The sequence below is a fragment of the Octadecabacter sp. SW4 genome, assembly GCF_008065155.1.
Taxonomy (GTDB): Bacteria; Pseudomonadota; Alphaproteobacteria; order Rhodobacterales; family Rhodobacteraceae; genus SW4.
The window spans coordinates 2,715,340-2,736,119 of record NZ_CP042819.1; the positions used below are offsets into that span (position 1 = coordinate 2,715,340).

22 protein-coding genes are annotated in these 20,780 nt (G+C 61.3%); 11 read left to right on the forward strand and 11 right to left on the reverse strand.

The window, feature by feature from the left end; all coding sequences use genetic code 11:
* The first annotated feature begins 169 nt into the window (after window positions 1-169).
* Complete coding sequence (locus FTO60_RS13425) at window positions 170-1,246, forward strand: FAD-binding oxidoreductase (protein WP_148056435.1); 1,077 nt, start codon at window positions 170-172, stop codon at window positions 1,244-1,246.
* A complete protein-coding gene (locus FTO60_RS13430) occupies window positions 1,246-1,980 on the forward strand; it encodes an HNH endonuclease (protein ID WP_148056436.1) in 735 nt (244 codons plus the stop codon). Before FTO60_RS13425 ends, FTO60_RS13430 begins: the two co-directional genes overlap by 1 nt.
* Before the next feature lie 5 nt (window positions 1,981-1,985).
* Here FTO60_RS13430 and FTO60_RS13435 read toward each other — a convergent pair whose 3' ends face one another.
* On the reverse strand, window positions 1,986-2,528 hold the full coding sequence (locus tag FTO60_RS13435; RefSeq protein ID WP_148056437.1) for a Hint domain-containing protein: 543 nt from the start codon (window positions 2,526-2,528) through the stop codon (window positions 1,986-1,988).
* A 142-nt stretch (window positions 2,529-2,670) separates the two neighbouring features.
* Complete coding sequence (locus FTO60_RS13440) at window positions 2,671-5,163, reverse strand: FAD-dependent oxidoreductase (RefSeq protein ID WP_148056438.1); 2,493 nt, start codon at window positions 5,161-5,163, stop codon at window positions 2,671-2,673.
* A gap of 166 nt (window positions 5,164-5,329) precedes the next feature.
* On the opposite strand from FTO60_RS13440, the gene panC reads away from it, so the two are divergent.
* From panC to FTO60_RS13460, 4 genes are all read left to right on the forward strand, one after another.
* Window positions 5,330-6,187 carry a pantoate--beta-alanine ligase gene (gene panC, locus FTO60_RS13445; protein WP_148056439.1) on the forward strand — a complete coding sequence of 286 codons (858 nt, stop codon included), beginning with the start codon at window positions 5,330-5,332 and terminating at the stop codon, window positions 6,185-6,187.
* Window positions 6,184-6,996: a 3-methyl-2-oxobutanoate hydroxymethyltransferase gene (gene panB, locus FTO60_RS13450; RefSeq protein ID WP_148056440.1), complete on the forward strand. Its 813-nt coding sequence runs from the start codon at window positions 6,184-6,186 to the stop codon at window positions 6,994-6,996. The genes panC and panB overlap by 4 nt, the downstream gene beginning before the upstream one ends.
* Window positions 6,997-7,160: 164 nt before the next feature.
* Window positions 7,161-7,352: a hypothetical protein gene (locus FTO60_RS13455; protein WP_148056441.1), complete on the forward strand. Its 192-nt coding sequence runs from the start codon at window positions 7,161-7,163 to the stop codon at window positions 7,350-7,352.
* Between the two features lie 77 nt (window positions 7,353-7,429).
* Complete coding sequence (locus tag FTO60_RS13460) at window positions 7,430-8,071, forward strand: hypothetical protein (RefSeq protein WP_148056442.1); 642 nt, start codon at window positions 7,430-7,432, stop codon at window positions 8,069-8,071.
* On the opposite strand, the gene FTO60_RS13465 is transcribed toward FTO60_RS13460, so the two are convergent.
* On the reverse strand, window positions 8,068-9,054 hold the full coding sequence (locus FTO60_RS13465; RefSeq protein WP_148056443.1) for a D-glycerate dehydrogenase: 987 nt from the start codon (window positions 9,052-9,054) through the stop codon (window positions 8,068-8,070). The two genes, FTO60_RS13460 and FTO60_RS13465, sit on opposite strands and share 4 nt — an antisense overlap.
* Before the next feature lie 114 nt (window positions 9,055-9,168).
* Between FTO60_RS13465 and FTO60_RS13470 the strand changes: the two genes are divergently transcribed.
* Window positions 9,169-9,678 (forward strand): SH3 domain-containing protein, encoded by a 510-nt coding sequence (locus FTO60_RS13470; protein ID WP_148056444.1) that lies wholly within the window; start codon window positions 9,169-9,171, stop codon window positions 9,676-9,678.
* Between the two features lie 8 nt (window positions 9,679-9,686).
* Window positions 9,687-10,595, forward strand: a complete 909-nt coding sequence (locus tag FTO60_RS13475; RefSeq protein WP_148056445.1) for a cation diffusion facilitator family transporter — start codon at window positions 9,687-9,689, stop codon at window positions 10,593-10,595.
* Here the strand turns inward: FTO60_RS13475 and FTO60_RS13480 are convergent.
* Genes FTO60_RS13480 through FTO60_RS13515 form a run of 8 tightly spaced genes read right to left on the reverse strand, consistent with a single transcriptional unit; the run spans window position 10,592 to window position 18,807 of the window.
* Window positions 10,592-12,619, reverse strand: coding sequence for a M3 family metallopeptidase (locus FTO60_RS13480; RefSeq protein WP_148056446.1), 2,028 nt, complete (start codon window positions 12,617-12,619; stop codon window positions 10,592-10,594). The two genes, FTO60_RS13475 and FTO60_RS13480, sit on opposite strands and share 4 nt — an antisense overlap.
* 56 nt (window positions 12,620-12,675) lie before the next feature.
* The gene (locus tag FTO60_RS13485) at window positions 12,676-13,494 is read right to left on the reverse strand and encodes an amino acid ABC transporter permease (protein ID WP_254696811.1); all 819 of its coding nucleotides are present in this window, start codon (window positions 13,492-13,494) and stop codon (window positions 12,676-12,678) included.
* 20 nt (window positions 13,495-13,514) lie between these two features.
* Window positions 13,515-14,300, reverse strand: a complete 786-nt coding sequence (locus FTO60_RS13490; protein ID WP_148056447.1) for a transporter substrate-binding domain-containing protein — start codon at window positions 14,298-14,300, stop codon at window positions 13,515-13,517.
* Window positions 14,301-14,360: 60 nt separating this feature from the next.
* Window positions 14,361-15,392 carry a molybdopterin-synthase adenylyltransferase MoeB gene (locus tag FTO60_RS13495; RefSeq protein ID WP_148056448.1) on the reverse strand — a complete coding sequence of 344 codons (1,032 nt, stop codon included), beginning with the start codon at window positions 15,390-15,392 and terminating at the stop codon, window positions 14,361-14,363.
* Window positions 15,389-15,847: a dUTP diphosphatase gene (gene dut, locus FTO60_RS13500; RefSeq protein WP_148056449.1), complete on the reverse strand. Its 459-nt coding sequence runs from the start codon at window positions 15,845-15,847 to the stop codon at window positions 15,389-15,391. The genes FTO60_RS13495 and dut overlap by 4 nt, the downstream gene beginning before the upstream one ends.
* A 51-nt stretch (window positions 15,848-15,898) precedes the next feature.
* Complete coding sequence (gene coaBC / locus FTO60_RS13505; RefSeq protein WP_148056450.1) at window positions 15,899-17,086, reverse strand: bifunctional phosphopantothenoylcysteine decarboxylase/phosphopantothenate--cysteine ligase CoaBC; 1,188 nt, start codon at window positions 17,084-17,086, stop codon at window positions 15,899-15,901.
* Window positions 17,087-17,143: 57 nt separating this feature from the next.
* Window positions 17,144-17,932: a ChaN family lipoprotein gene (locus tag FTO60_RS13510; RefSeq protein ID WP_148056451.1), complete on the reverse strand. Its 789-nt coding sequence runs from the start codon at window positions 17,930-17,932 to the stop codon at window positions 17,144-17,146.
* Window positions 17,929-18,807 carry an RNA polymerase factor sigma-32 gene (locus FTO60_RS13515; RefSeq protein ID WP_148056452.1) on the reverse strand — a complete coding sequence of 293 codons (879 nt, stop codon included), beginning with the start codon at window positions 18,805-18,807 and terminating at the stop codon, window positions 17,929-17,931. The genes FTO60_RS13510 and FTO60_RS13515 overlap by 4 nt, the downstream gene beginning before the upstream one ends.
* 85 nt (window positions 18,808-18,892) lie before the next feature.
* Between FTO60_RS13515 and cobU the strand changes: the two genes are divergently transcribed.
* From cobU to FTO60_RS13530, 3 genes are read left to right on the forward strand one after another with little or no spacing between them, the layout of a single operon-like run.
* A complete protein-coding gene (gene cobU, locus FTO60_RS13520) occupies window positions 18,893-19,426 on the forward strand; it encodes a bifunctional adenosylcobinamide kinase/adenosylcobinamide-phosphate guanylyltransferase (RefSeq protein ID WP_148056453.1) in 534 nt (177 codons plus the stop codon).
* Window positions 19,423-19,998: a histidine phosphatase family protein gene (locus tag FTO60_RS13525; RefSeq protein WP_148056454.1), complete on the forward strand. Its 576-nt coding sequence runs from the start codon at window positions 19,423-19,425 to the stop codon at window positions 19,996-19,998. Before cobU ends, FTO60_RS13525 begins: the two co-directional genes overlap by 4 nt.
* Before the next feature lie 58 nt (window positions 19,999-20,056).
* Complete coding sequence (locus tag FTO60_RS13530) at window positions 20,057-20,746, forward strand: glutathione S-transferase (protein WP_148056455.1); 690 nt, start codon at window positions 20,057-20,059, stop codon at window positions 20,744-20,746.
* Window positions 20,747-20,780: the final 34 nt, after the last annotated feature.

Below are 20,780 nucleotides of genomic sequence, written 5' to 3' on the forward strand. Positions count from 1 at the left end.
GGCCCGCCACGGCGGGCCTTTTGCATTTGGGTCGGGCGGGTCGTGCCCCGCCTGACGCAGCGGCGCCACTCGTAAGGTGGGTCTTGCCCCACCCCCTCGAACTGGGGTCTTTCGCAGCGCCGCGCGGTGATCTAGCCTTGGCGCAACACACCTTTCCAAGGCGCATCCCATGCAGGACTTTATCATCATTGGCGGCGGTATCGCGGGCATTTCCGCTGGCGCGCGGCTTTCTCATCTGGGGCGCGTCACGGTCTTGGAACGCGAAAGCGCATTGGCATATCACGCCTCGGGCCGCTCGGCCGCGTTGTTCGAGGAAAGCTATGGCAAACCCTCGGTCATTGCCCTCAATCGCGCCTCAAAAGACTATCACGCGACGGCCAACGGCGGTGTGTTGTCCCCGCGCGGATTGATGCTGGTCGGAACCAGCGCAACCGACGCGGCCTTTCGCAAAGACATCGCAGATATGGGGCTGAGCGAAATCACCGCGCAGGAGGCAAAATCGCTGGTGCCGATCCTGAACACCGCCGTCGTGGACCGCGCCGCAATCGACACGTCGGCATGGGACATCGACACCGATCTGCTGATCCAGAATTTCGCCCGCGAAGTGCGTGCAAACGGCGGGCAGATCGCCACGGGCGCGCCCGTTAATGCGATCACACGCAGCGCGAGCGGCTGGCAGGTCGTCGCCGGGGATCAAATCCATGAAGGTACGACACTGGTCAACGCCGCAGGCGCATGGGTCGATCAGATTGCGCAAATGGCGGGTGTCACACCCCTTGGCTTCACGCCGCTGCGCCGGTCGATGGCGCGCATCCCCGCGCCCGGCGGGCATGACATGTCAAAATGGCCGATGGTCTTTGGCGCGGGCGAAGATTGGTATTGCAAACCGGACGCGGGCGCACTCATCGTTTCTCCCGCCGAGGAAGACCCCTGCGACCCGCATGACGCATGGGCCGATGATATGGTTCTGGCCGAAGGGCTGGCGCGCTATGAAGAACACGTCACCGAACCGGTCACGCGGATGCTGGCGAACTGGGCGGGCCTGCGCACATTCGCGCCGGACCGGCAGTTGGTGTTGGGCCGCGACACGGGCATGCCAAACTTTGTCTGGTGCGCTGGGCAGGGCGGCTACGGCTTTCAAACCGCCCCCGCCGCCAGCCAGCTTTTGGCCGATCTGATCGGCGGCACGCCCCCCGCAATCGACCCCGAGATCGTCGCCGCTGTCGATCCGGCACGGTTCGGCTGATGGCGCAACGGCGCAATTGGAACATGGCCGAGGTCCGCGCCGCCCTCGCGCTTTACCTGCGCACCAATTTCGGCCGTTTCCACAAAACCAATCCCGATATGATCACCCTGGCCCGTCAGTTGGGGCGCACGCCCAGCGCCGTGGCCCTGAAACTAGGAAATCTCGCCGCGCTTGATGATACTCTGCCACAAAAGGGGATGGCCAATGCAAGCGCGACCGATCGCGCGGTCTGGGCAGAATTTCTGGCCAATCCGGACCCTGTGATCGCCGCCGGCCTGCGTCTTGGTGGCCTCTATCCGCCGCACCCATCACAGCACCATGGTCCGGGATGGCGAGAAGGGCGCGACCGGCAGGTCAACGCGACAGCCCGTGACGGGCAGTCATTCTTTCGCCGCATGATCCTGACATCGTATCAGGGGCGCTGTGCCATGACTGGCATTTGCGATCCAGCCCTACTGACCGCCTCGCATATTGTCGGCTGGGCGGATGACCCAGGCAACCGGATGAACCCGCGCAACGGGCTGTGCCTGAACGCCCTGCACGACCGCGCATTCGACCGCCACCTTATTTCGTTTGACGCCACGCACAGGATCGTTGTTTCCGCGCGCCTTGGGGATCGGGCAAGGGATGTGTTGATGCAAGGCCATGACAGGCTGGAAACCCCGGAACGGTTTCTGCCGGACCCGTCCCTGATGGCACGGCACCACGCGCAGTTTCTGGAGCTCCAAGGTTAGGTGGCTCAGGCGACCGCCGCCATCACTTCCCAACTGCGCAGGGTGATGAACGGCAGCTCACAGGCACCATCCGCCAGCAGGCTTTCGACGGGCACGCCATTGGCAAAGATCACCGCTTGTTTGGGCAGGGTGATCTGAACATAGGTGGGCGGCACCACGGCGCGCTGCACCGCCACCCCATCGTGGGATGCGGCCAGTGATTTGGCACGCACCAACACGGCGTCCTCTCCGAACAAGAGCGGGACACGGATATGCTGAAACAGCACACGATGCTGCGGGCCAAGATCAAGGTCCGCGCGGGGCAGGCCAAAGCCAAGCGCGCCTTTGGAAATACGCACCGGATAATGCGCCCGTTCGGCGGGGGCCGCCACGGCCTCGCGCACATCGCTGATCGGCATGGCACCATCATCGCGGGTGGTCACAAGATCGCAAACACGCAAGTCCTGCGCGGACCGCAACCCGTTTGGCGTGGCAATCTGTGTATGTGGCGCGACCCCAAAGGCGGCAACCCATGGCGCAAGCGCCTGCAACTCAGGGTGATGTCTCATCTCTGCTCACTCCGCTATTGACCGGATTGCGGCCAATCTGGCAGGTCAAACGGACAAGCGCAGGGCGCAATTGCGGCGATATGAGGGTCGTTCCAGGTAAAAGACCCCGATATTGCGGGGTCTTTTCACGGCGTTTTGGTCGCTAGGCGTCCTTGCGGATCGTGGCATTGGCGGGGTCATAGGGGCTGTCCTCAACAATTTCGCAATTCCACAGTTTGTCCAGCATTTTCACCTGCAACTTGGTGCCCACCACAGCATGTTCAGGTTTGACATAGCCCATGCCAATGGATGTCCCGAACGCCACGGAATACCCGCCCGAGGTCAGGCGACCGGTGCGGGTCTCTCCGTGATACAGCGCCTCGCGTCCCCAGGGATCGGCGTCATCAGGGCCGTCGATCAACAGGGTGACGCATTTGGCGCGAATACCCTTGGCCTCCATCTCCGCCTTGCCGTGAAAATCTTTCGACAGATCCACAAAACGCGGCAAGTCTGCCTCGAGAGGGGTCGCATCACGGCCCAGTTCCGTGCCGAAGGCGCGGTAGGATTTTTCCATCCGCAGCCAGTTTTGCGCCCGTGCCCCGACCAGTTTCATGCCGTGCGGTTCGCCCGCCTTTTCCAGCAGGTCGAACAGATAGTTCTGCATTTCAATCGGGTGGTGCAGTTCCCATCCCAATTCACCCGTATAGGCCACCCGGATGGCGTTGACGGGGCACATGCCCAACTCGATCTTTTTCGCCGACAACCACGGGAAGCGCTTGTTGGACAGCGCGGTTTCCGGCTCGGCGTCCTTGATCACCGCATTCAGAACGTCGCGCGATTTCGGGCCAGCGATGGCAAACACGCCCCATTGGGTCGTGACATTCTGGCAGTCGATCCGGCCAAATTCGGGCTCTTTGTCTTCGATCGCCTTGCGCAGATAGTCCGCGTCATATTCCGTCCAAGCCCCTGCAGAGACCAGATAATATTCATCCTCAGATAGGCGCACGATGGTGTATTCGGTGCGGGTCGTGCCGTGGGCCGTCAGTGCATAGGTCAGGTTGATCCGGCCCACGCGGGGCAGTTTGTTGGTGGTGAACCAGTCCAGAAACGCCGTCGCGCCGGGCCCCTTTACGATGTGCTTGGTGAAAGCTGTCGCATCGACCAAACCAACGCCCTCGCGGATCGCCTTGGCCTCGTCGACCGCATATTGCCACCAGCCGCCACGGCGGAAGGACCGCGCGTCGTGATCATTGAACCCCATCGGCGCATAGTAATTGGGGCGCTCCCAGCCATTGACCCAGCCGAACTGGGCGCCGCGGGCTGCCTGCCGGTCATAGGCGGGCGATGTGCGCAGCGGACGGCACGCGGGGCGTTCTTCGTCGGGGTGGTGCAGAATATAAACGTGGTCGTAACATTCTTCGTTCTTGCGGGCGGCGAATTCGGTGGTCATCCAGTCGCCGTAGCGCTTGGGGTCCAGGGACGCCATGTCGATCTCGGCCTCGCCCTCGACCATCATCTGCGCCAGGTAATAGCCGGTGCCGCCAGCGGCGGTGATCCCGAACGAAAACCCTTCGGCCAGCCACATATTGCGCAGGCCAGGTGCCGGACCAACCAGCGGGTTGCCATCGGGCGTATAGCAAATCGGGCCGTTGAAATCATCCTTGAGGCCGCTGTCTTCGCAGGACGGCACGCGGTGGATCATCGCCATATACTGGTCCTCGATCCGCTCCAGATCGAGGGGAAACAGATCGGCGCGAAAGCTGTCTGGCACACCGTATTCAAACACCGCAGGCGCGTTTTTCTCGTAGACACCCAGAATCCACCCGCCACGTTCTTCGCGCACATAGGATTGCGCATCGGCATCGCGCACAACGGGGTGTTCGGCGCCGCCGTTCTTGCGGTATTCGACCAGCGCAGGGTCTTGGTCCATGACGATGAACTGGTGTTCCACCGGAATGGCCGGAATCTTGATGCCCAGCTTTTTCGCCGTTGTCTGGGCGTGGTTACCCGAGGCGGTCACCACATGTTCGGCCGTAATGACGATCTGTTCATCCGATGCGACCAGATTGCCGCCCTTTTCCACCATCTTGGTGCAGGTGACCTCCCACGCCGACCCGGTCCAGTGGAACGCATCCGCCTGCCATTTGCGTTCAATCACAGCCCCGTGCTGGCGCGCACCCTTGGCCATCGCCTGCGTCACATCGGCGGGGTTAATATAACCGTCGGTGTGGTGATAAAGCGCGCCTTTCAGATCGTCAGTGCGGATCAGCGGCCAGCGCTCCTTGATCTCATCAGGGGTCAGCCACTGATAGGGCACATCGCATGTTTCGGCAGTCGATGCATAAAGCATGTATTCGTCCATGCGTTCATCCGTCTGCGCCATGCGCAGGTTCCCGACCACGGCAAAGCCCGCGTTCAGGCCGGTTTCCGCCTCGAGCGATTTGTAGAAATCGACCGAGTACTTGTGGATGTGCGTCGTAGCAAAAGACATGTTGAACAGCGGCAACAGCCCGGCCGCGTGCCAGGTGGACCCCGATGTCAGCTCATCGCGTTCCAACAGCATGACGTCCTTCCAGCCCGCTTTGGCAAGGTGATAGGCAATCGAGGTGCCGACGGCACCACCGCCGACAACGAGGGCTTTGACATTGGTTTTCATGGGGCGACTCTTTCGCTGGCGCATTTCGTTGGCCGCAATTTGGCGCAAATCCTGCGGCGGGGCGAGAGTGTCCCGACCACCTTTGGCGCAATTGCGACAGCGGGCAGTTGTGAAGCGTCCTGCAGGGCAGTAACAATGGCGCAAGATTGTTGCTTTTGGGGATGAAATGCAGGTCTGCCGGTCCATTTCCGACATCCGCGCTGCGATCGCGGGATTTCGCGCCGCTGGCGACACGGTCGGGCTTGTGACGACTATGGGCGCGCTGCACGCGGGCCATATGGCGCTGGTCATGGCGGCCAAAACCGCGCACGCCCGTGTGGTCGCCACGATTTTCGTGAACCCAACACAGTTTGGCGACCCCAAAGACCTTGCCAGCTATCCCCGCACCGAAGACGCCGATCTGGCGACGCTGCGCGATGCGGGCGTCGATGCGGTGCTGATCCCCGATGCCCGTGAAATTTACCCCGAAAGCGACGAAACCATCGTTGAAACCACGCGGCTGGCGAACGTGTTGCACGGGCTTGTGCGCCCGGGGCATTATCGCGGCGTGGCGACGGTTGTGACCAAGCTGTTCAACATCACCCAACCCGATGCTGCCTATTTCGGCGAAAAGGACTATCAGCAGTTGCAGGTCATCAAACGCATGGCGCGTGACCTGCATATGCCGCTGGACATCGTTGGCATCCCGACCGTGCGTGAACCGGACGGGCTTGCCATGTCATCGCGCAATGTGCGGCTGGCAGAGGACGACCGCAATGCGGCTGTTGTCCTGTCGCGTGCGCTCGACAAGGCGCAGACCGAAGCGGGCCGCGGCGTTCCCATAGACCGGATTGACCAGGCCCTGCGCACCACAATCAACGCCGAACCGCGCGCCCGTCTGCGCGCCGTCGATATCGTTGAACCCGCCACCCTTGCCCCCGCAACGGGGCTGATGAAAGGGCCGATTGCGATCATGCTTTCAGTCGAATTTGGCCCAAGCGACAACCCCGTCATGCTAATTGACCAGCGAGAGATCACACCATGAGCAGCCAGACCGAAACCATCCGCCGCAACACCGTGCCGCAAATCGCGAGCCGCAAGAACGGCGACCCAATCGTGTCGCTGACATCCTATCACGCGCATACAGCCGCGATTGTCGACAAATACGCCGATTTCATCCTCGTGGGGGACAGTCTGGGCATGGTCATGCACGGCATGGACAGCACCGTAGGTGTGCCGCTGGATCTGATGATCATGCATGGCAAGGCCGTTGTGCGTGGCACGAAAAAGGCGCTGATCGTGGTGGATATGCCCTTTGGAACCTACGAGGAATCGCCCAATATCGCCTTTCGCAACGCCGCCAAGATCATGAAGGAAACCGGCTGTGGCGCGGTGAAACTGGAAGGCGGCGCGCGCATGGCCGAAACCATCCACTTTCTGGTCGAGCGCGGGATTCCGGTGATGGCGCACACGGGCCTGACGCCGCAGTCCAGCCACGTGATGGGCGGGTTCAAGACCCAAGGCCGCAATCAGGAAACATGGGCCGCCCATGAAGAAGACGCGCGCGCTGTGGCACAGGCGGGCGCCTTTGCAGTCGTGTTGGAAGGTATGGTTGAACCGCTCGCGGCCAAGATTACCAAACAGATCGACATTCCGACCATTGGCATCGGCGCGTCAGCCGAATGTGACGGGCAAATTCTGGTGCTCGAGGATATGCTGGGGATGAATCCCTGGACCCCGAAATTTGTCAAAGTCTATGGCTCACTGGGGCCGATGATCGAGGATTCCGTGAAACGTTACGCCCAAGAGGTGAAAGACCGCTCATTCCCGTCCGAGGATCAGGTATACCGCTAGATGCTCCGGAGTGTATCTGCCCCTCGTTGACCTGCGCGGCATTTTTGCCGCAGGGGAAACAATCGCGCACAGTCACATATCGCTATCGCGCAAATCACTGCTATATTGCAGGGAGTTAAACAAATGAGGGCTGCGCCAATAGCGGCTCCGTTGAGGATAGTAGTATGACCCGTTTCGCTATTGCCGCGCTTGTTGCGGTAACGACTCTTGGTGCGTGTTCCGCCCCACAAAGCGGATTTACGGCGCGCATGGACACGCAGAGCATGATGAATATCGGTGGGTTTTCCCCAGCCGTCATTGGTGCACGCCCTGATAATGACGACATGCGCTACTCGACGCGCGGGTTGATCCAGTAACCCGCCAGGGTCGGGTAAACCCCCATAAGTATGCGCGGCGCTCTGTGCTAACGTGATCACCTATCACGGAGGGCACCATGTTTCAGTATCCCATCAAAGCCGCCGCCCAACTGGCCGAAGCCGGAAAACACGCCAAGACGCACCCATCCGTCGCCCCGCTGATCCGGCGCGCGCTGGATCAGGGCGATGTCACGGCATTCATGCTCAACAATGGTGTGCTTTTGCTGCCCGGCAGCAATTCGCTGGGCGACTATATCCTGTTCAACCTGCGTGTGTTCAAGATCGGCGGCAAACGCTACCGGCTTGAGGATAGCGCCACCGCCACCGGCCACAGCGGCGCGATCTGGCATCAAGGATTCCTGACCTACTCCAAGGCGATCTTTGACCACTTCGCCGATATCCCGCCGAAATTCATCATCGGTCACTCGCTGGGGGCCGCAGCGGCGCAAATTTTAGCAAAAAGCTGGGGCGTACCCGCGATCGGCTTTGCCGCCCCGCGCCCGCGCTGGGGCGCGACCCGCCTGCGCAACGAACAACTGTCTCTGTCAATCCTGCGCAGCGACGACCTGGTCACCACCCTACCCGGCGGCTTCCGCCACCTTGGCACCGCCAAGAACCTCAAACCACGCAGCAACAACGCCGGCTTGGACCACCAGATGCGGCACTACCGCAGGATCGTTGACGAACACGCGGGCAACCTGCCCGAGCAGTGGCCCTAAAGCACCCCCGGCACGACCAGATCGGGCGGGCGGTGGCCGTCATCGAATGTCTTGATATTGATGATGACTTTTTCACCCATCTCGACCCGTCCTTCGATCGTGGCTGACCCCATGTGCGGCAGCAGAACCACGTTAGGCAATTCGCGCAGGCGGGGGTTAATTTCCGATCCGTGTTCAAACACATCGAGCCCCGCGCCGCCCAGTTCACCGGCCCGCAGCATCCTTGTGAGGGCATTTTCATCAATCACCTCCCCGCGCGAGGTGTTCACGATCACCGCATCGGGTTTCATCAGCTTCAAGCGCCGCGCGTTCATCAGGTGAAATGTGCTGGGCGTATGCGGACAGTTGATCGAAATCACGTCCATCCGTGCAACCATCTGGTCAAGGCTTTCCCAATAGGTCGCTTCAAGCGCATCCTCGATTTCGGGGCGCAGGCGTTTACGGTTGTGGTAGTGCACCTGCATCCCAAAGGCTGCGGCGCGGCGCGCAACCGCCTGCCCGATCCGGCCCATTCCCAAAATGCCCAGACGGCGACCACCAATGCGCCCACCCAGCATCGCCGTGGGGGCCCAGCCGCCCCAATTGCCCGACTGCATCAGCGCCAACCCCTCGGGGATGCGGCGTGTCACGGCCAAAATCAGTGCAAGGGTCATATCGGCAGTGTCCTCGGTGACGACACCGGGGGTATTGGCCACCAGAATGCCGCGCTGACGGGCGGTGTGCACATCGATATGGTCCACACCCGCGCCGTAATTCGCGATCAGTTTGAGCTTGTCACCGGCCTGCGCCAGAACCTTGGCATCAAGCGTATCCGTTACCGCTGGCACCAATACATCGGCACGCTGCATGGCAGCGGCCAGTTCTTCGGCGCTCATCGGGGTGTCGTCATCACGCAACTCCACGTTGAACAGCTCGCTGAGCCGCGTTTCGACCACATCGGGCAACCGTCGCGTGACGACAACACTTAGGCGTTTGCTTGGCATGATCTGCTCCTCTCGCTTTCAAATGCGCGCGTTCTCTGGCAGGTTGCCAGTCAGGCGCAGGAGGCACAAGAACCCCGATGCCGCAGAGCAATGATTTAGATAACAGGTGGTCCAATGATCGGTTTGGCGCGCAGTCTGATGGTGCTTGCACTTGTGGCAATGGCAGCGACGACTTCGGCACAAGAGGCCGCGGTCAAACTTGGCTCGGACACCAACCTGCCTGTCCCGCGATTCGTGTCGTTGAAAGCCGATGAGAGCAACGTTAGGCGCGGACCATCCCTGAGCCACCGGATCGACTGGGTGTTCAACCGCCGCGGCATGCCGCTGCAAATCGTCGATGAATATGGCAACTGGCGGCGTGTGATTGATCGCGATGGTGTGGGCGGCTGGGTGCATTATTCGCTGCTGTCGGGCTCGCGCACGGTGATCGTCGATCAGGACATGCAGCCGCTTTATGCCCGCGCCGATGACACATCGCCGGAAACCGCAGTGCTTGAGATCGGCGTGATTGCCCGCCTTGGCGAATGCGACGCGACCTATTGCCGGCTGACGGCGGGCGGCTATCGCGGGTGGGCCCCCAAGTCGGCCCTATGGGGTGTTGGCGCGGATGAATTGCGCGACTAAGCTTGGGCATGAGCGCTAGACACGACACAACCCTGAACCTGTCGGCCGGTCTGCTGTCGGTGACGGTCGCGCTTGTCCTGGTGCTCGCCAAGCTGTGGGCCCTGGGGCAAACCGGTTCGCTGGCCGTCGCCGCCACATTGGCCGACAGCGCGATGGACCTGATGATGTCGCTGGGTGGCCTGGCGGCGATTGCCTATGCCGCCAAGCCTGCCGACGACGACCACAATTTCGGCCATACCTCGGCCGAGGATCTGGCCGCCCTTGGCCAGTCCCTGTTCATTCTGATATCCGCCGGTGTGATCGCTGTTGCCGCTGTGCTGCGGCTTCTTGATGACAGCGTGACCCTGCCCCAACAGGAACAGCGCGGCATGGCGATCATGGTGTTTTCCATCTTTCTGACGCTGGGATTGGTCCTGTGGCAACGCCGCGTGGCGCGCACGACAGGCAACCGCGTGGTCAAGGCCGACAGCCTTCATTATCTGGGCGACCTGATCCCCAATATAGGCGCCATACTGGCCCTTTGGGCCTCGGCCGCATTCGGGCTGGGGCAGATTGACAGTGTGGTCGCGCTCGGCGCTGCGGCCCTTTTGGCCGTGGGCGCGTTGCGCATCGGCAAAGGTGCGTGGGATGCGCTGATGGATCGGCAGGCCGATCCCGAGATGATCGCCGGGATCACCGCGATTGCAAAGGACTTCGAGGGTGTTCACGGTTTTCACGACCTGAAAACCCGCGTCTCCGGAAGCCGGGTTTTTGTCAACTTGCATGTGGAACTTGACGGGAGCCAGACGCTCGATCAGGCGCATGCAATCGGCGCGGCCCTACGCCGGGCCATCCTGCACGCCTATCCACGCGCCGATGTCTTGATCCACAAGGATCCGCTTGGCGTGAAACCGCACCCCGACGATCCCAGCCGCTAGCCGGTGCGGGCCAATCCCCGCCCCTGCAAAAGTGGCCCCACGTCAGGCATCTGTCCGCGAAAGGCGAGATAGGCATCCTGCGCCTCTTGCGACCCGCCCGCCGACAGGATGTGCCGTTCCAACTTGGCGGCCATATCCGCATCAAACGGCCCACCCGCATCCTCGAATGCCTTGAAGGCATCCGCGTCCATCACCTCGGACCACATGTAGCTGTAGTAACCGCAGGAATAGCCGTCACCGGCAAACACATGCGCGAAATGCGGGGTGGCGTGGCGCATACCAATCGCCTGCGGCATGCCGATTTCTTCCAGCACTTCGGCCTGTTTTTGCATTGGGTCGGTGGGTGCATCGCCTTCGTGAAAGGCCAGATCAACCAGCGCCGAAGCCAGATATTCAACGGTCTGGAACCCCATGTCATAGGTCGCGGCCCCCAGCATCCGGTCCAGCAAATCGCGGGGCATGGGCGCGCCGGTTTCGGCATGGGTTGCGAATTCTTCCAGCACCTCAGGCACCCCAAGCCAGTGTTCAAACAACTGGCTGGGCAATTCAACGAAATCGCGCGCCACCGAGGTGCCGCTGATCAGCTGATAGGTCACATCCGACAGCATTTGATGCAGCGCGTGGCCAAATTCATGAAACAGCGTGCGGGCATCGTCATATGACAGCAGCGCCGGTTCGCCCTCGGGCGGTTTGGCGAAATTGCACACGTTCACCACATGCGGGCGGATGTCGGCCGCCAGTTTTTGCTGGTTGCGTATCGCGCTGCACCACGCCCCCGACCGCTTTGACGATCGCGCGAAATAATCGGCGATGAACACGGCGATATGCTCACCATCGCGGGTGACCTCCCAGGCGCAGCAATCGGCATGATACAAGGGCACGTCTATCGGCGTAAACTCTAGCGAAAATAGCCGGTTAGCGCAGGAAAATGCCGCCGCGACCATACGGTCGAGTTGCAGATACGGCTTGAGCGCGGTCTCGTCGAGATCGTGATCTTCCTTGCGGCGTTTTTCGGAATAATAGCGCCAATCCCAGGGTTCAAGCGGGCCGGTTTCACCATCGTTATGCATCATCGCTTGCAGGCGCATCCCGTCTGCATCTGCCGCCGCCTTGGCAGGCTCCCAGACCTTCATTAGCAGGTCGCGCACCGCATCCGGGGTGCCTGCCATTTCAGTCTCCAACTTGTACTCGGCAAAGCTGTCATAGCCCAGCAAATCCGCCCGCTGTGCGCGCAGATCAAGGGTTTCAGCGGCGATATCGCGGTTATCGGTTTCGCCGCCATTGGCACCGCGCGCAGCCCAGGCTGCGTAGGCTTTCTGACGCAAGGCGCGGTTCGGGCAAAACTGCAAGAACGGCACAATCAACGAGCGCGACAGTGTCACCACCGGCCCATCAACGTCGTGATCCCCACCTGCGGCCCGCGCCGCGGCGATCACGAAATCGGGCAATCCCGCCAGATCAGCATCAGCTAGTGGCATGAACCAGTCACGTTCATCGGCCAGCAGATTTTGGCGAAACTGGTTACCCAGCACTGACAGCCGCCCCTTCACCTCGGTCAGCCGATCCGCTGCGTAGCCTTCAAGCTGCGCACCCGACCGCACGAAATTGCGCCGTGTCAGCAGCAGCACGCGCTGTTGTTCATCGGTCAGGTCCAGATTTTCGCGATCCTGCCAAAGGGTTTCTATCCGCGTGAACAAGTCCGTGTTGGATGACACTTCCGAACCGAACGCCGACAAAAGCGGTGCAAAATCCCGCGACAGGGCTTCGCGCGCGGGGTTACTATCGGCACCCGCCATCGCATAGAACGCACCCAAAGCCTGATCAAGCAGGCGATCAGACAGGTCCAGCGCCTCGATAGTGTTCGTAAATGTCGGGGCGTCCGCATTGGCGGTGATGGCTGCGATATTGGCGCGTGCCTCGGCCAGTGCAGCGTCAACGGCAGGTGCGAAATCGTCATCGGAAATCTGATCGAAGGGCGGCAGGCCAAACGGCGTGTCCCATGTCTGCAAAAGCGGGTTGGTCATCAAAGTCTCCTTTGCATCACAGATAGGCCTCTTGGGCGCAATGCACCACCACCTGCTTAACCGAAATCCTTTTGCCGCAAGCGTTTCTCGATCCGGCGCAGGACCAGCGACAGCGATACGGTCATGATCAGATAGATCAGCGCGACCACGTTATAGGTCTCGAAATAGCGGAAATTGCCCGCCGCCGTGACCTTGCCCAGCTGCGTCACATCCAGCACGCCCAGCACGGACACCAGCGAGGAATCCTTGATCATCGCGATGAAATCATTGCCAAGGGGCGGCAATATCCGGCGAAACGCCTGTGGGAAAACGATATGGCGAAAGCGGTTCCACGGCCCAAGGCCCAGCGCCTCGGCGGCCTCGATCTGGCCCCGTTCGATGCTTTGCAAACCGGCGCGGAACACTTCGGCAATGAAGGCGGAATAGCCGATCGTCAGCGCGATAATGGCGCGCCACATCAGGCTGAAATCACGGGTGCGGATCGGATCGGCGCCGATACCTTCCAGCGCCCAATTCACCAGCGCGACCATCCCGGGCGCAATGACAAAGGCCACATAAAGCAACAACACGAGGATCGGCACGCCCCGCACGATCTCGATGTAGAAACGGCAAAGTTGCCGAACCACCACAAACCGCGACAGCGACCCCATCGCAAGCACCAATCCAATCAGTGCCGCCAGCCCGAATCCTACCAGCGTCACGAAAATCGTCACCCAAATCCCCTTGGACAGGGTCATCAGAACCTTATTGTAAAGGTCATCCGCCACCACCCGATACATCAGATATGCCGCGATGCTGGCGGCAATCAGCAGCCACCACGGGAAGTCACGATCTTGGGGGATTGGGGGATCATAGGATACGTCGGGGCCAGCCAAGGGCCAGCCCCGTTTACAACTTATTCGCCAAGCTTGTAGTCAAGGAACCACTTGGTGTTGAGCGCCTCAAGCGTCCCATCAGCGGCCATATCGGCAATCGCGGCGTTGATCGGCTCCACCAGATCGGACCCTTTGGGAAAGATAAAGCCGAAATCCTCGGTGCCCAGCGGCGCGCCAATGATCTTGAGCCCGCCATCGGATGCCTCGACATAGCCCGCACCGGCTGTGCCATCCGTCAGCACCATATCCACGTCACCTGTGCGCAGCGCTTGCACGGTCGCACCAAAGGTTTCCATCTGCACGATGCGCGGGTTGGCTTCGTCACCGTCCAGCACGTCGTAAACCGTCACGTAGAACGGTGTCGTGCCGGGCTGGGCGGCGGACAGCAGATCGGCGTCAGCCGCAAAGGACGCGGCATCGGTAAACCGCACCTCGTCGCCGCGCACCAGCATGACCATCTGGCTTGTCATGTAACTGTCGGAAAAATCAACGATTTCAGCGCGGTCTTCGCGAATCGTGATGCCGGTCATGCCCATATCATACTGACCTTCGGACACCGCCGGGATCATCGCATCCCAACTGATATTTTCATAAACGACCGAAGCATTCAGACGCTTGGCAATTTCTGCCATCGCATCATATTCCCAGCCAATCGCCTCGCCATTGGCGATGAACTGCAATGGCGGATAGGCATTTTCCGTCACGACGACAATTTCATGGCCGTCAAGATCGGGCAAATGCCCTTCGGCCAGCGCAGTTGTCGCAAACAGGGCCGCAGCAGCGGCAAGAGGGGCAAGCAGTTTCATGGCAGTCTCCCAAGTGTTGAACCAGCCCGAGTATGGCGCAACACGGCGCGCGTGCAAGAGTCATCCCCCGCAGACTGGACAATCCGCGCGCGGGGTCATCGCGATGGTGCGCGTCTCACCATAAAGCGCGTCATAGATCATCATCCGCCCGCGCAGTGTTTCGCCAGCGCCGGTGATCACCTTGACCGCCTCCAGGGCCATCATCGCGCCCAAGACTCCGGGCAGCGGACCAATGACGCCAGCTTCGGCACAGGACGGCGCAAGGGCGGGATCGGGCGCTTGCGGAAAAATGCAGCGATAACAGGGCGCGCCCTTTGCGGGGTCATAGACGCTGATCTGGCCCTCCCACTGGGTCAGCGCGGCTGCCACGAGTGGCACACCCGCCTGCACACAGGTCGCGTTTACCAGATAGCGCGTGGCGAAATTGTCCGTGCCATCCAGCACCAGATCATATTCAGCGATCAGCGCTGCGGCGATATCATCATCCAGGCGGCGCTGGTAGGTTTTCACAGCCACGTTCGGATTTTGCGCCTGCATCGCGGCGGCCGCAGAGCGTACCTTGGCCGTTCCAATATCTGCGTCACGGTGAATCACTTGCCGCTGCAGGTTGGAATTATCAACTGTGTCGTCGTCAATCACGCCAATCGTGCCAACCCCCGCCGCCGCCAGATACAACAGGGCAGGCGATCCAAGGCCGCCCGCGCCGACAACCAGAACCGCGGCATCTTTCAGGGCCTTTTGCCCCGGCCCGCCGACCTCGCGCAGCACGATGTGGCGGGCATAGCGGTCCAGCTCTGTCGCGCTGAAACTGGCGTCAGTGGCCGGTTGTTCACGCGCTTGCACATGCGCGCGCACGCGCGTCAGCACAGCGCGGTATGCCAGCGCGATCCCGACAAATACAGCGATCATCAGCCAAAGCCTGACATCACCCCCCGTTGCATCGCGCAGCGGATGCCCCGCCGGCAAAGCAAGCTGGACAATGGCCACACCGGCAAACAACACGGCAATCATGACCCATCGCGCCCGGTGCGGTGCGCCCATAGCCGCGCCGATCAGCCACAAGACCAGCGCGATCAGCAACACCATGATCATCCTGTTTGCCCCGTCGATCCAAAACCGCCCGCACCGCGCGCCGTCGCATCCAAGCCGTCGGCAACGGCAAACCGCGCCTGCACGACGGGTGCGACAACCATCTGGGCAATCCGGTCACCGTGGCGGATGATAAATTCAGCGTCCCCTGCGTTCATCACGATCACGCCCAGGGGCCCGCGATAATCGCTGTCAATCGTGCCGGGGCTGTTTGGCAGGGTAATGCCATGTTTCAGCGCAAGTCCGGACCTTGGGCGCAGCTGCACCTCGAACCCGTCAGGTATCTGCAAGCGCAACCCCGTTGGCACCAGCACGCGCGCGCCCGCAGCCAAAATAATCTCGCCGCGGTCAGGCAAATTGGCACAGACATCTGCCCCCGCCGCACCCTGCGTTTGATAGGCAGGCAAAGGCAGGCTCTGATCGGCCCCATCGACCCATTCAATGGCTATCAGTGGCATCCCGCCTCCGCTTTTTCTTCCAAAATAACTTCCGCCGGAGGCTCCACCGCCCTAGCCCAGCGCATCGGCCACCTTTTGCGCCAGCCGCGCAGCCACGGCATCCTTGCCCATGCGCGGCCAGTCCTCGGTCCCGTCTGCGGTGATCAAGGTCACGTCATTTTCAGGCCCGCCCATGATCCCGGTCGCGGGGGACACATCATTGGCAACGATCCAGTCACAGCCCTTGCGCTTGCGCTTGGCGGTGGCGTTGGCGATCACATCATCGGTTTCGGCAGCAAAGCCAATCACCAGTTTCGGGCGGCCTTTGCGCAGCGCGCTGACCTCGGCCAGAATGTCGGGGTTTTCGGTAAATGCCAACTTTGGCATACCTTTCCCGTCTTTCTTAATCTTGCTGTCGCTCGCACCTGCCACGCGCCAATCCGCCACCGCCGCCGCAAAGATCGCTGCGTCGGCGGGCAAGTGCGCGCGCACGGCGGCCTGCATTTCAGCAGCCGTCTGCACGGCAACAACCTTCACACCTTGCGGCGGCGCCGCATCCGCCGGGCCCGTCACAAAGGTCACATCTGCGCCCAGACCCATCAAGGCCCGCGCAATCGCTGCGCCCTGCACGCCCGATGACCGGTTCGCAATATAGCGCACCGGATCAATCGGTTCATGGGTCGGGCCGGATGTGACAAGCACGTGCTTGCCCTGCAGCGGCCCGTCTTTCAGCGCTCCTTCAATCGCCGCGACAATCTCGAGCGGCTCGGCCATGCGACCGGGGCCGTATTCACCGCAGGCCATATCCCCCTCGTTTGGGCCAACCACCAGAATGCCGTCGCCCAGCAGTGTCGCCAGATTGCGCTGGGTCGCAGCGTGTTCCCACATCCGCACGTTCATGCTGGGGGCGATCAGAACACGCTTGTCCGTGGCCATCAAAAGGGTCGAGGCCAGATCATTGGCATGTCCGCCCGCCATCTTGGCCATCAAATCCGCTGTTGCGGGCGCGACAACCACCAGATCGGCTGCGCGGGACAGTTCGATATGGCCCATCTCGGCCTCGTCCGTCAGATCAAACAGGTCCTGATAGACCTTGGTCGCGGCCAATCCCGACACGCTGAGCGGCGTGACGAATTCAGCCCCTGCGCGGGTCAGGACGGGCGTCACCTGATGGCCGCGTTCACGCAAGCGGCGGATCAGATCAAGCGATTTGAATGCCGCGATCCCGCCACCGATGATCAAAAGGATATGTTTGGCCATTCGCGCCACCCCTATATCGTTAGACAAGGAGTAGGTGCGGCGCGCGCGAAATACAAGCTAGCGCAGGGCGTCGCAGGGATCCGGGCGCGCAACGGGCGCCGCACTCAGGATCAGGTCAAACACTCCGTCCATTGGTGCGTCGTCTTCCGTCTGCCCAAGCACAAAGATACGCGCATCGGGCATCACCTCCGCCAGAATTGACGGCATGCCCCAATCCTTGCGGGCGTGGCCGTTGCCGGTAATCACGACCACGGCGCCCCGTGTGTCACGCATCGCCCGCACCACCGCCCGTGCAAGCGTAGCATCGCGCAGGCGCTGGATATCCACCATTGTCGGCAGCATTTCGGCTGGCATGGCGTTGCAATGCACCTCATCCTGAAGCGCGATACGGGCGGCCAGCTGATCCGTAGGGAGCGGGCCAAGCAACCCGTAAGCCCCCGCATCTGGCCCAAAGGTCGCCGCGATTTCGTCTTCCATCGCGGCCCGCGCATCGTCGCGCGGCACTGCCGCGCCGTAGATCAGCGCATCCGGTGCCGCCGCAAAAATCGGGTAATACATCGCAAAATCGGGCCAACCTGCAGCATCCCACGCCAACAAGTCACCAAGCGCTTTGGGGTCCTGGCGCGTTTGTGGCGTGATCAGCGCGGCCTGATCGGGTGTCAGCATTTCCATCACGATTGCCGCAGGCGCGATCTGCGCAACCCAATCTGTTTGGCGTTCATGATGCGCAGGATTGTCGTGCACTTCGCCCAAGACAACGACATCGGCCGTTGCCGCAGCCTCGGGCAGCGGCTGGGCGACGATCGGATAGGCCCATATGGCCGAGATCAGAGCAAGAGTCCTCATGCGAGGAAGTGATGCACTTCCGCTGACTGCCCTTCAAGACTTTTGCGCATCTTGCCGAATGCAGCCGATTCAAGCTGGCGCACGCGCTCCTTGCTTAGGCCCAATTCGGTGCCAAGGCTCTCGAGCGTGCGTGGTTCTTCGCGCAGTTTGCGTTCGCGCACGATAAACCTCTCGCGCTCGTTCAGGTGATTGAGGGCCGTCATCAGCCACTGGCGCAGCGTCTCTGTGTCGTGGCTGTTCTCCACGGTTTCGGCGGCCTGAGGCCCATCATCTTCAAGCGCGTCAATCCATTCACGGCCTTCATCCTCGGCTGACTGGGTCGCATTCAGCGAAAAATCCGAACCGGCCAAGCGGCCCATCATCATTTCAACATCTTTCAGGGGCACGCCCACGTCTGCTGCAATCCGCGCGCGCAGGTCGTGACCTGAAAGCGTTTCGCCAATCGCCAAGGCTTCGCGTTCAAGACGCGCCTGCACCCGGCGCAGGTTGAAAAACAGGGATTTCTGCGACGATGTGGACCCCGTGCGCACCATCGACCAGTTGCGCATCACATGGTCCTGAATGCTCGCCTTGATCCACCAGACCGCATAGGTCGAAAAGCGCACGCCGCGGTCGGGATCGAATTTATCGGCCGCTTTCATCAGGCCAAGTGATGCTTCCTGGATCAGGTCGTTCATCGGCGCGCCGTAACGGCGAAACTTGCTGGCCATCGAAATGGCCAGCCGCATGTAGGCGGTGATCAACCGATGCAACGCCTGTTCGTCGCGCTGATCGCGCCAGGCATAGGCCAGTTCCAATTCAGTTTCGGCATCCAGAAGTTCAGCTTTCATCGCGCGGCGCGTAAAAGTCTGATCAGACGGTCCATCAAAAGCCATGTCGAAAACCCCCATATTGTGTTGAGCAGTGACAACGTGTTCTTAAGGGGTATTACGCAACGCAGACCGCATCGGATCACCCAACGTGCCTGAATTTTCCTTGCCTCAAATCACTTTGGTTCTGGGCGGTGCCGCTTCGGGCAAATCAGCCTTTGCGGAAACGCTGGTGGTTGGAACCGGCCGCCCAAGGGTCTATCTGGCGACAGCGCAGGTCTATGACACTGAAATGGCTGACAAAGTTTCAGCCCATCAGGCCCAGCGCGGCGACGAATGGCACACAATCGAGGCCCCCCGCGACATCGCCGCGCCGCTGGAGGCTGTGACCGCCGACCAGATTGTCCTGCTTGATTGCGCAACGCTCTGGCTGTCCAACGCCCTTTTGGCCAACCCTCCGGCACCTGACACCGTTAACGACTTTATGAACGCGCTTGCCGCCTGCCCCGCCCCCGTGGTCGTGGTTTCCAACGAAGTCGGGGCCGGGATCGTGCCTGACAACGCCCTTGCCCGTGCATTCCGCAACGCGCAGGGCGCGCTTAATCAGGAGATTGCAGCGCGCGCCGAACTGGTCGTTAACGTAATCGCCGGCCTGCCAATGACCCTCAAGGGCGACCTGCCATGAGTCGCGTGTTTTGGGTGCGCCACGGCCCGACCCATGAAACCGCATTCGTCGGCCACCGCGATGTGCCTGCCGACCTGTCAGACACCGCCCAGATTGCACGGATTGACCGTGACCTGCCCGATGCCGCCATCGTAGTGTCTTCGGACCTGTCGCGCGCTGTCGACACCGCCGACGCAATCCAGAACACGCGCCATCGCCTGCCCCACAACCCCAATCTGCGTGAATTTGACTTTGGCGACTGGGATGGGCTGCACCACAGCGACGTGACCGCCCGCGACCCCGACCTTGTTCGCCGTTTCTGGGAGACCCCGGGCGATCTGGCGGCACCCGGGGGCGAAAGCTGGAACATGGTCGCCGCCCGGGTCAGCGCCGCGATTGACGCGATCATAACGCGAAACCCCCGCCGCGATATCATTGCCGTGGCGCATATCGGCGTGATCATGACGCAGATCCAACGCGCCAGCGGATGCACCGCCTATCAGGCGATGAGCCACCAAATCGCCAACTTTTCGATCACGGAAATCCAGATGTGGCCCATCAGGGGCATTGCGCGGATCAATCACTTACCGTGATGATCCCGCGCACAAATCACGACTTGGCCGGTAGTGCGCAGCGCCCTAAACTTGGCCCATGACGTATGAATTATTCCTGGGCAATCGCCTCTATTTCAGCTGGTCCATCGCGGCCTATTTGATGTTTGAACACTTTGGTCTTGCCGATCAGGTCGCGCTCACCGTGTTTCAACCCCAAGACGAAGCGGACGTCAAACGCCACCTGTCCGGCCTTTCGCCTGCGCGCACCTTGCCGACGATGCGCACGCCCGAAGGTGTGATCGTCTCCGACAGCATGGCCATCGCCGAAGAACTGGCAAGCCGCCATCCCGATATCGCATTCTGGCCCCGCGATCCCGCCGCCCGCGCCGTGGCGCGCACTTTGGCCAACGAAATGCATTCCAGCTTTGGCGGGTTGCGCGGTAACTGGCCGGTGAACCTGCGCCACGCTTATGCGCCCGTCACACCGCCCGTCGAAATTGCCGCGGAACTTGACCGCCTTGAGCAGATCTGGAGCAATGCGCGCGAAGTGACGGGGGCCACTGGCCCGTGGCTTTGCGGCGACTACTGCCTTGCCGATGCGATTTTCGCACCGATGGCGGCACGGCTGGCCGCCTATGGGTTTGATACACGATCAATTACCAAATCCTATGTCGCGGCCCATCTTGCCGATCCCGCGTTCCGGAAATGGCGGGCGGACGGCCTGAAACTTGATCCCGAGATGTCAAAATTCGAGCTGGATTTACCCCAGGCTGACTGGCCCGTCTGACCGAACGTTAACCATTCTTAAACGCCTTTCCTGC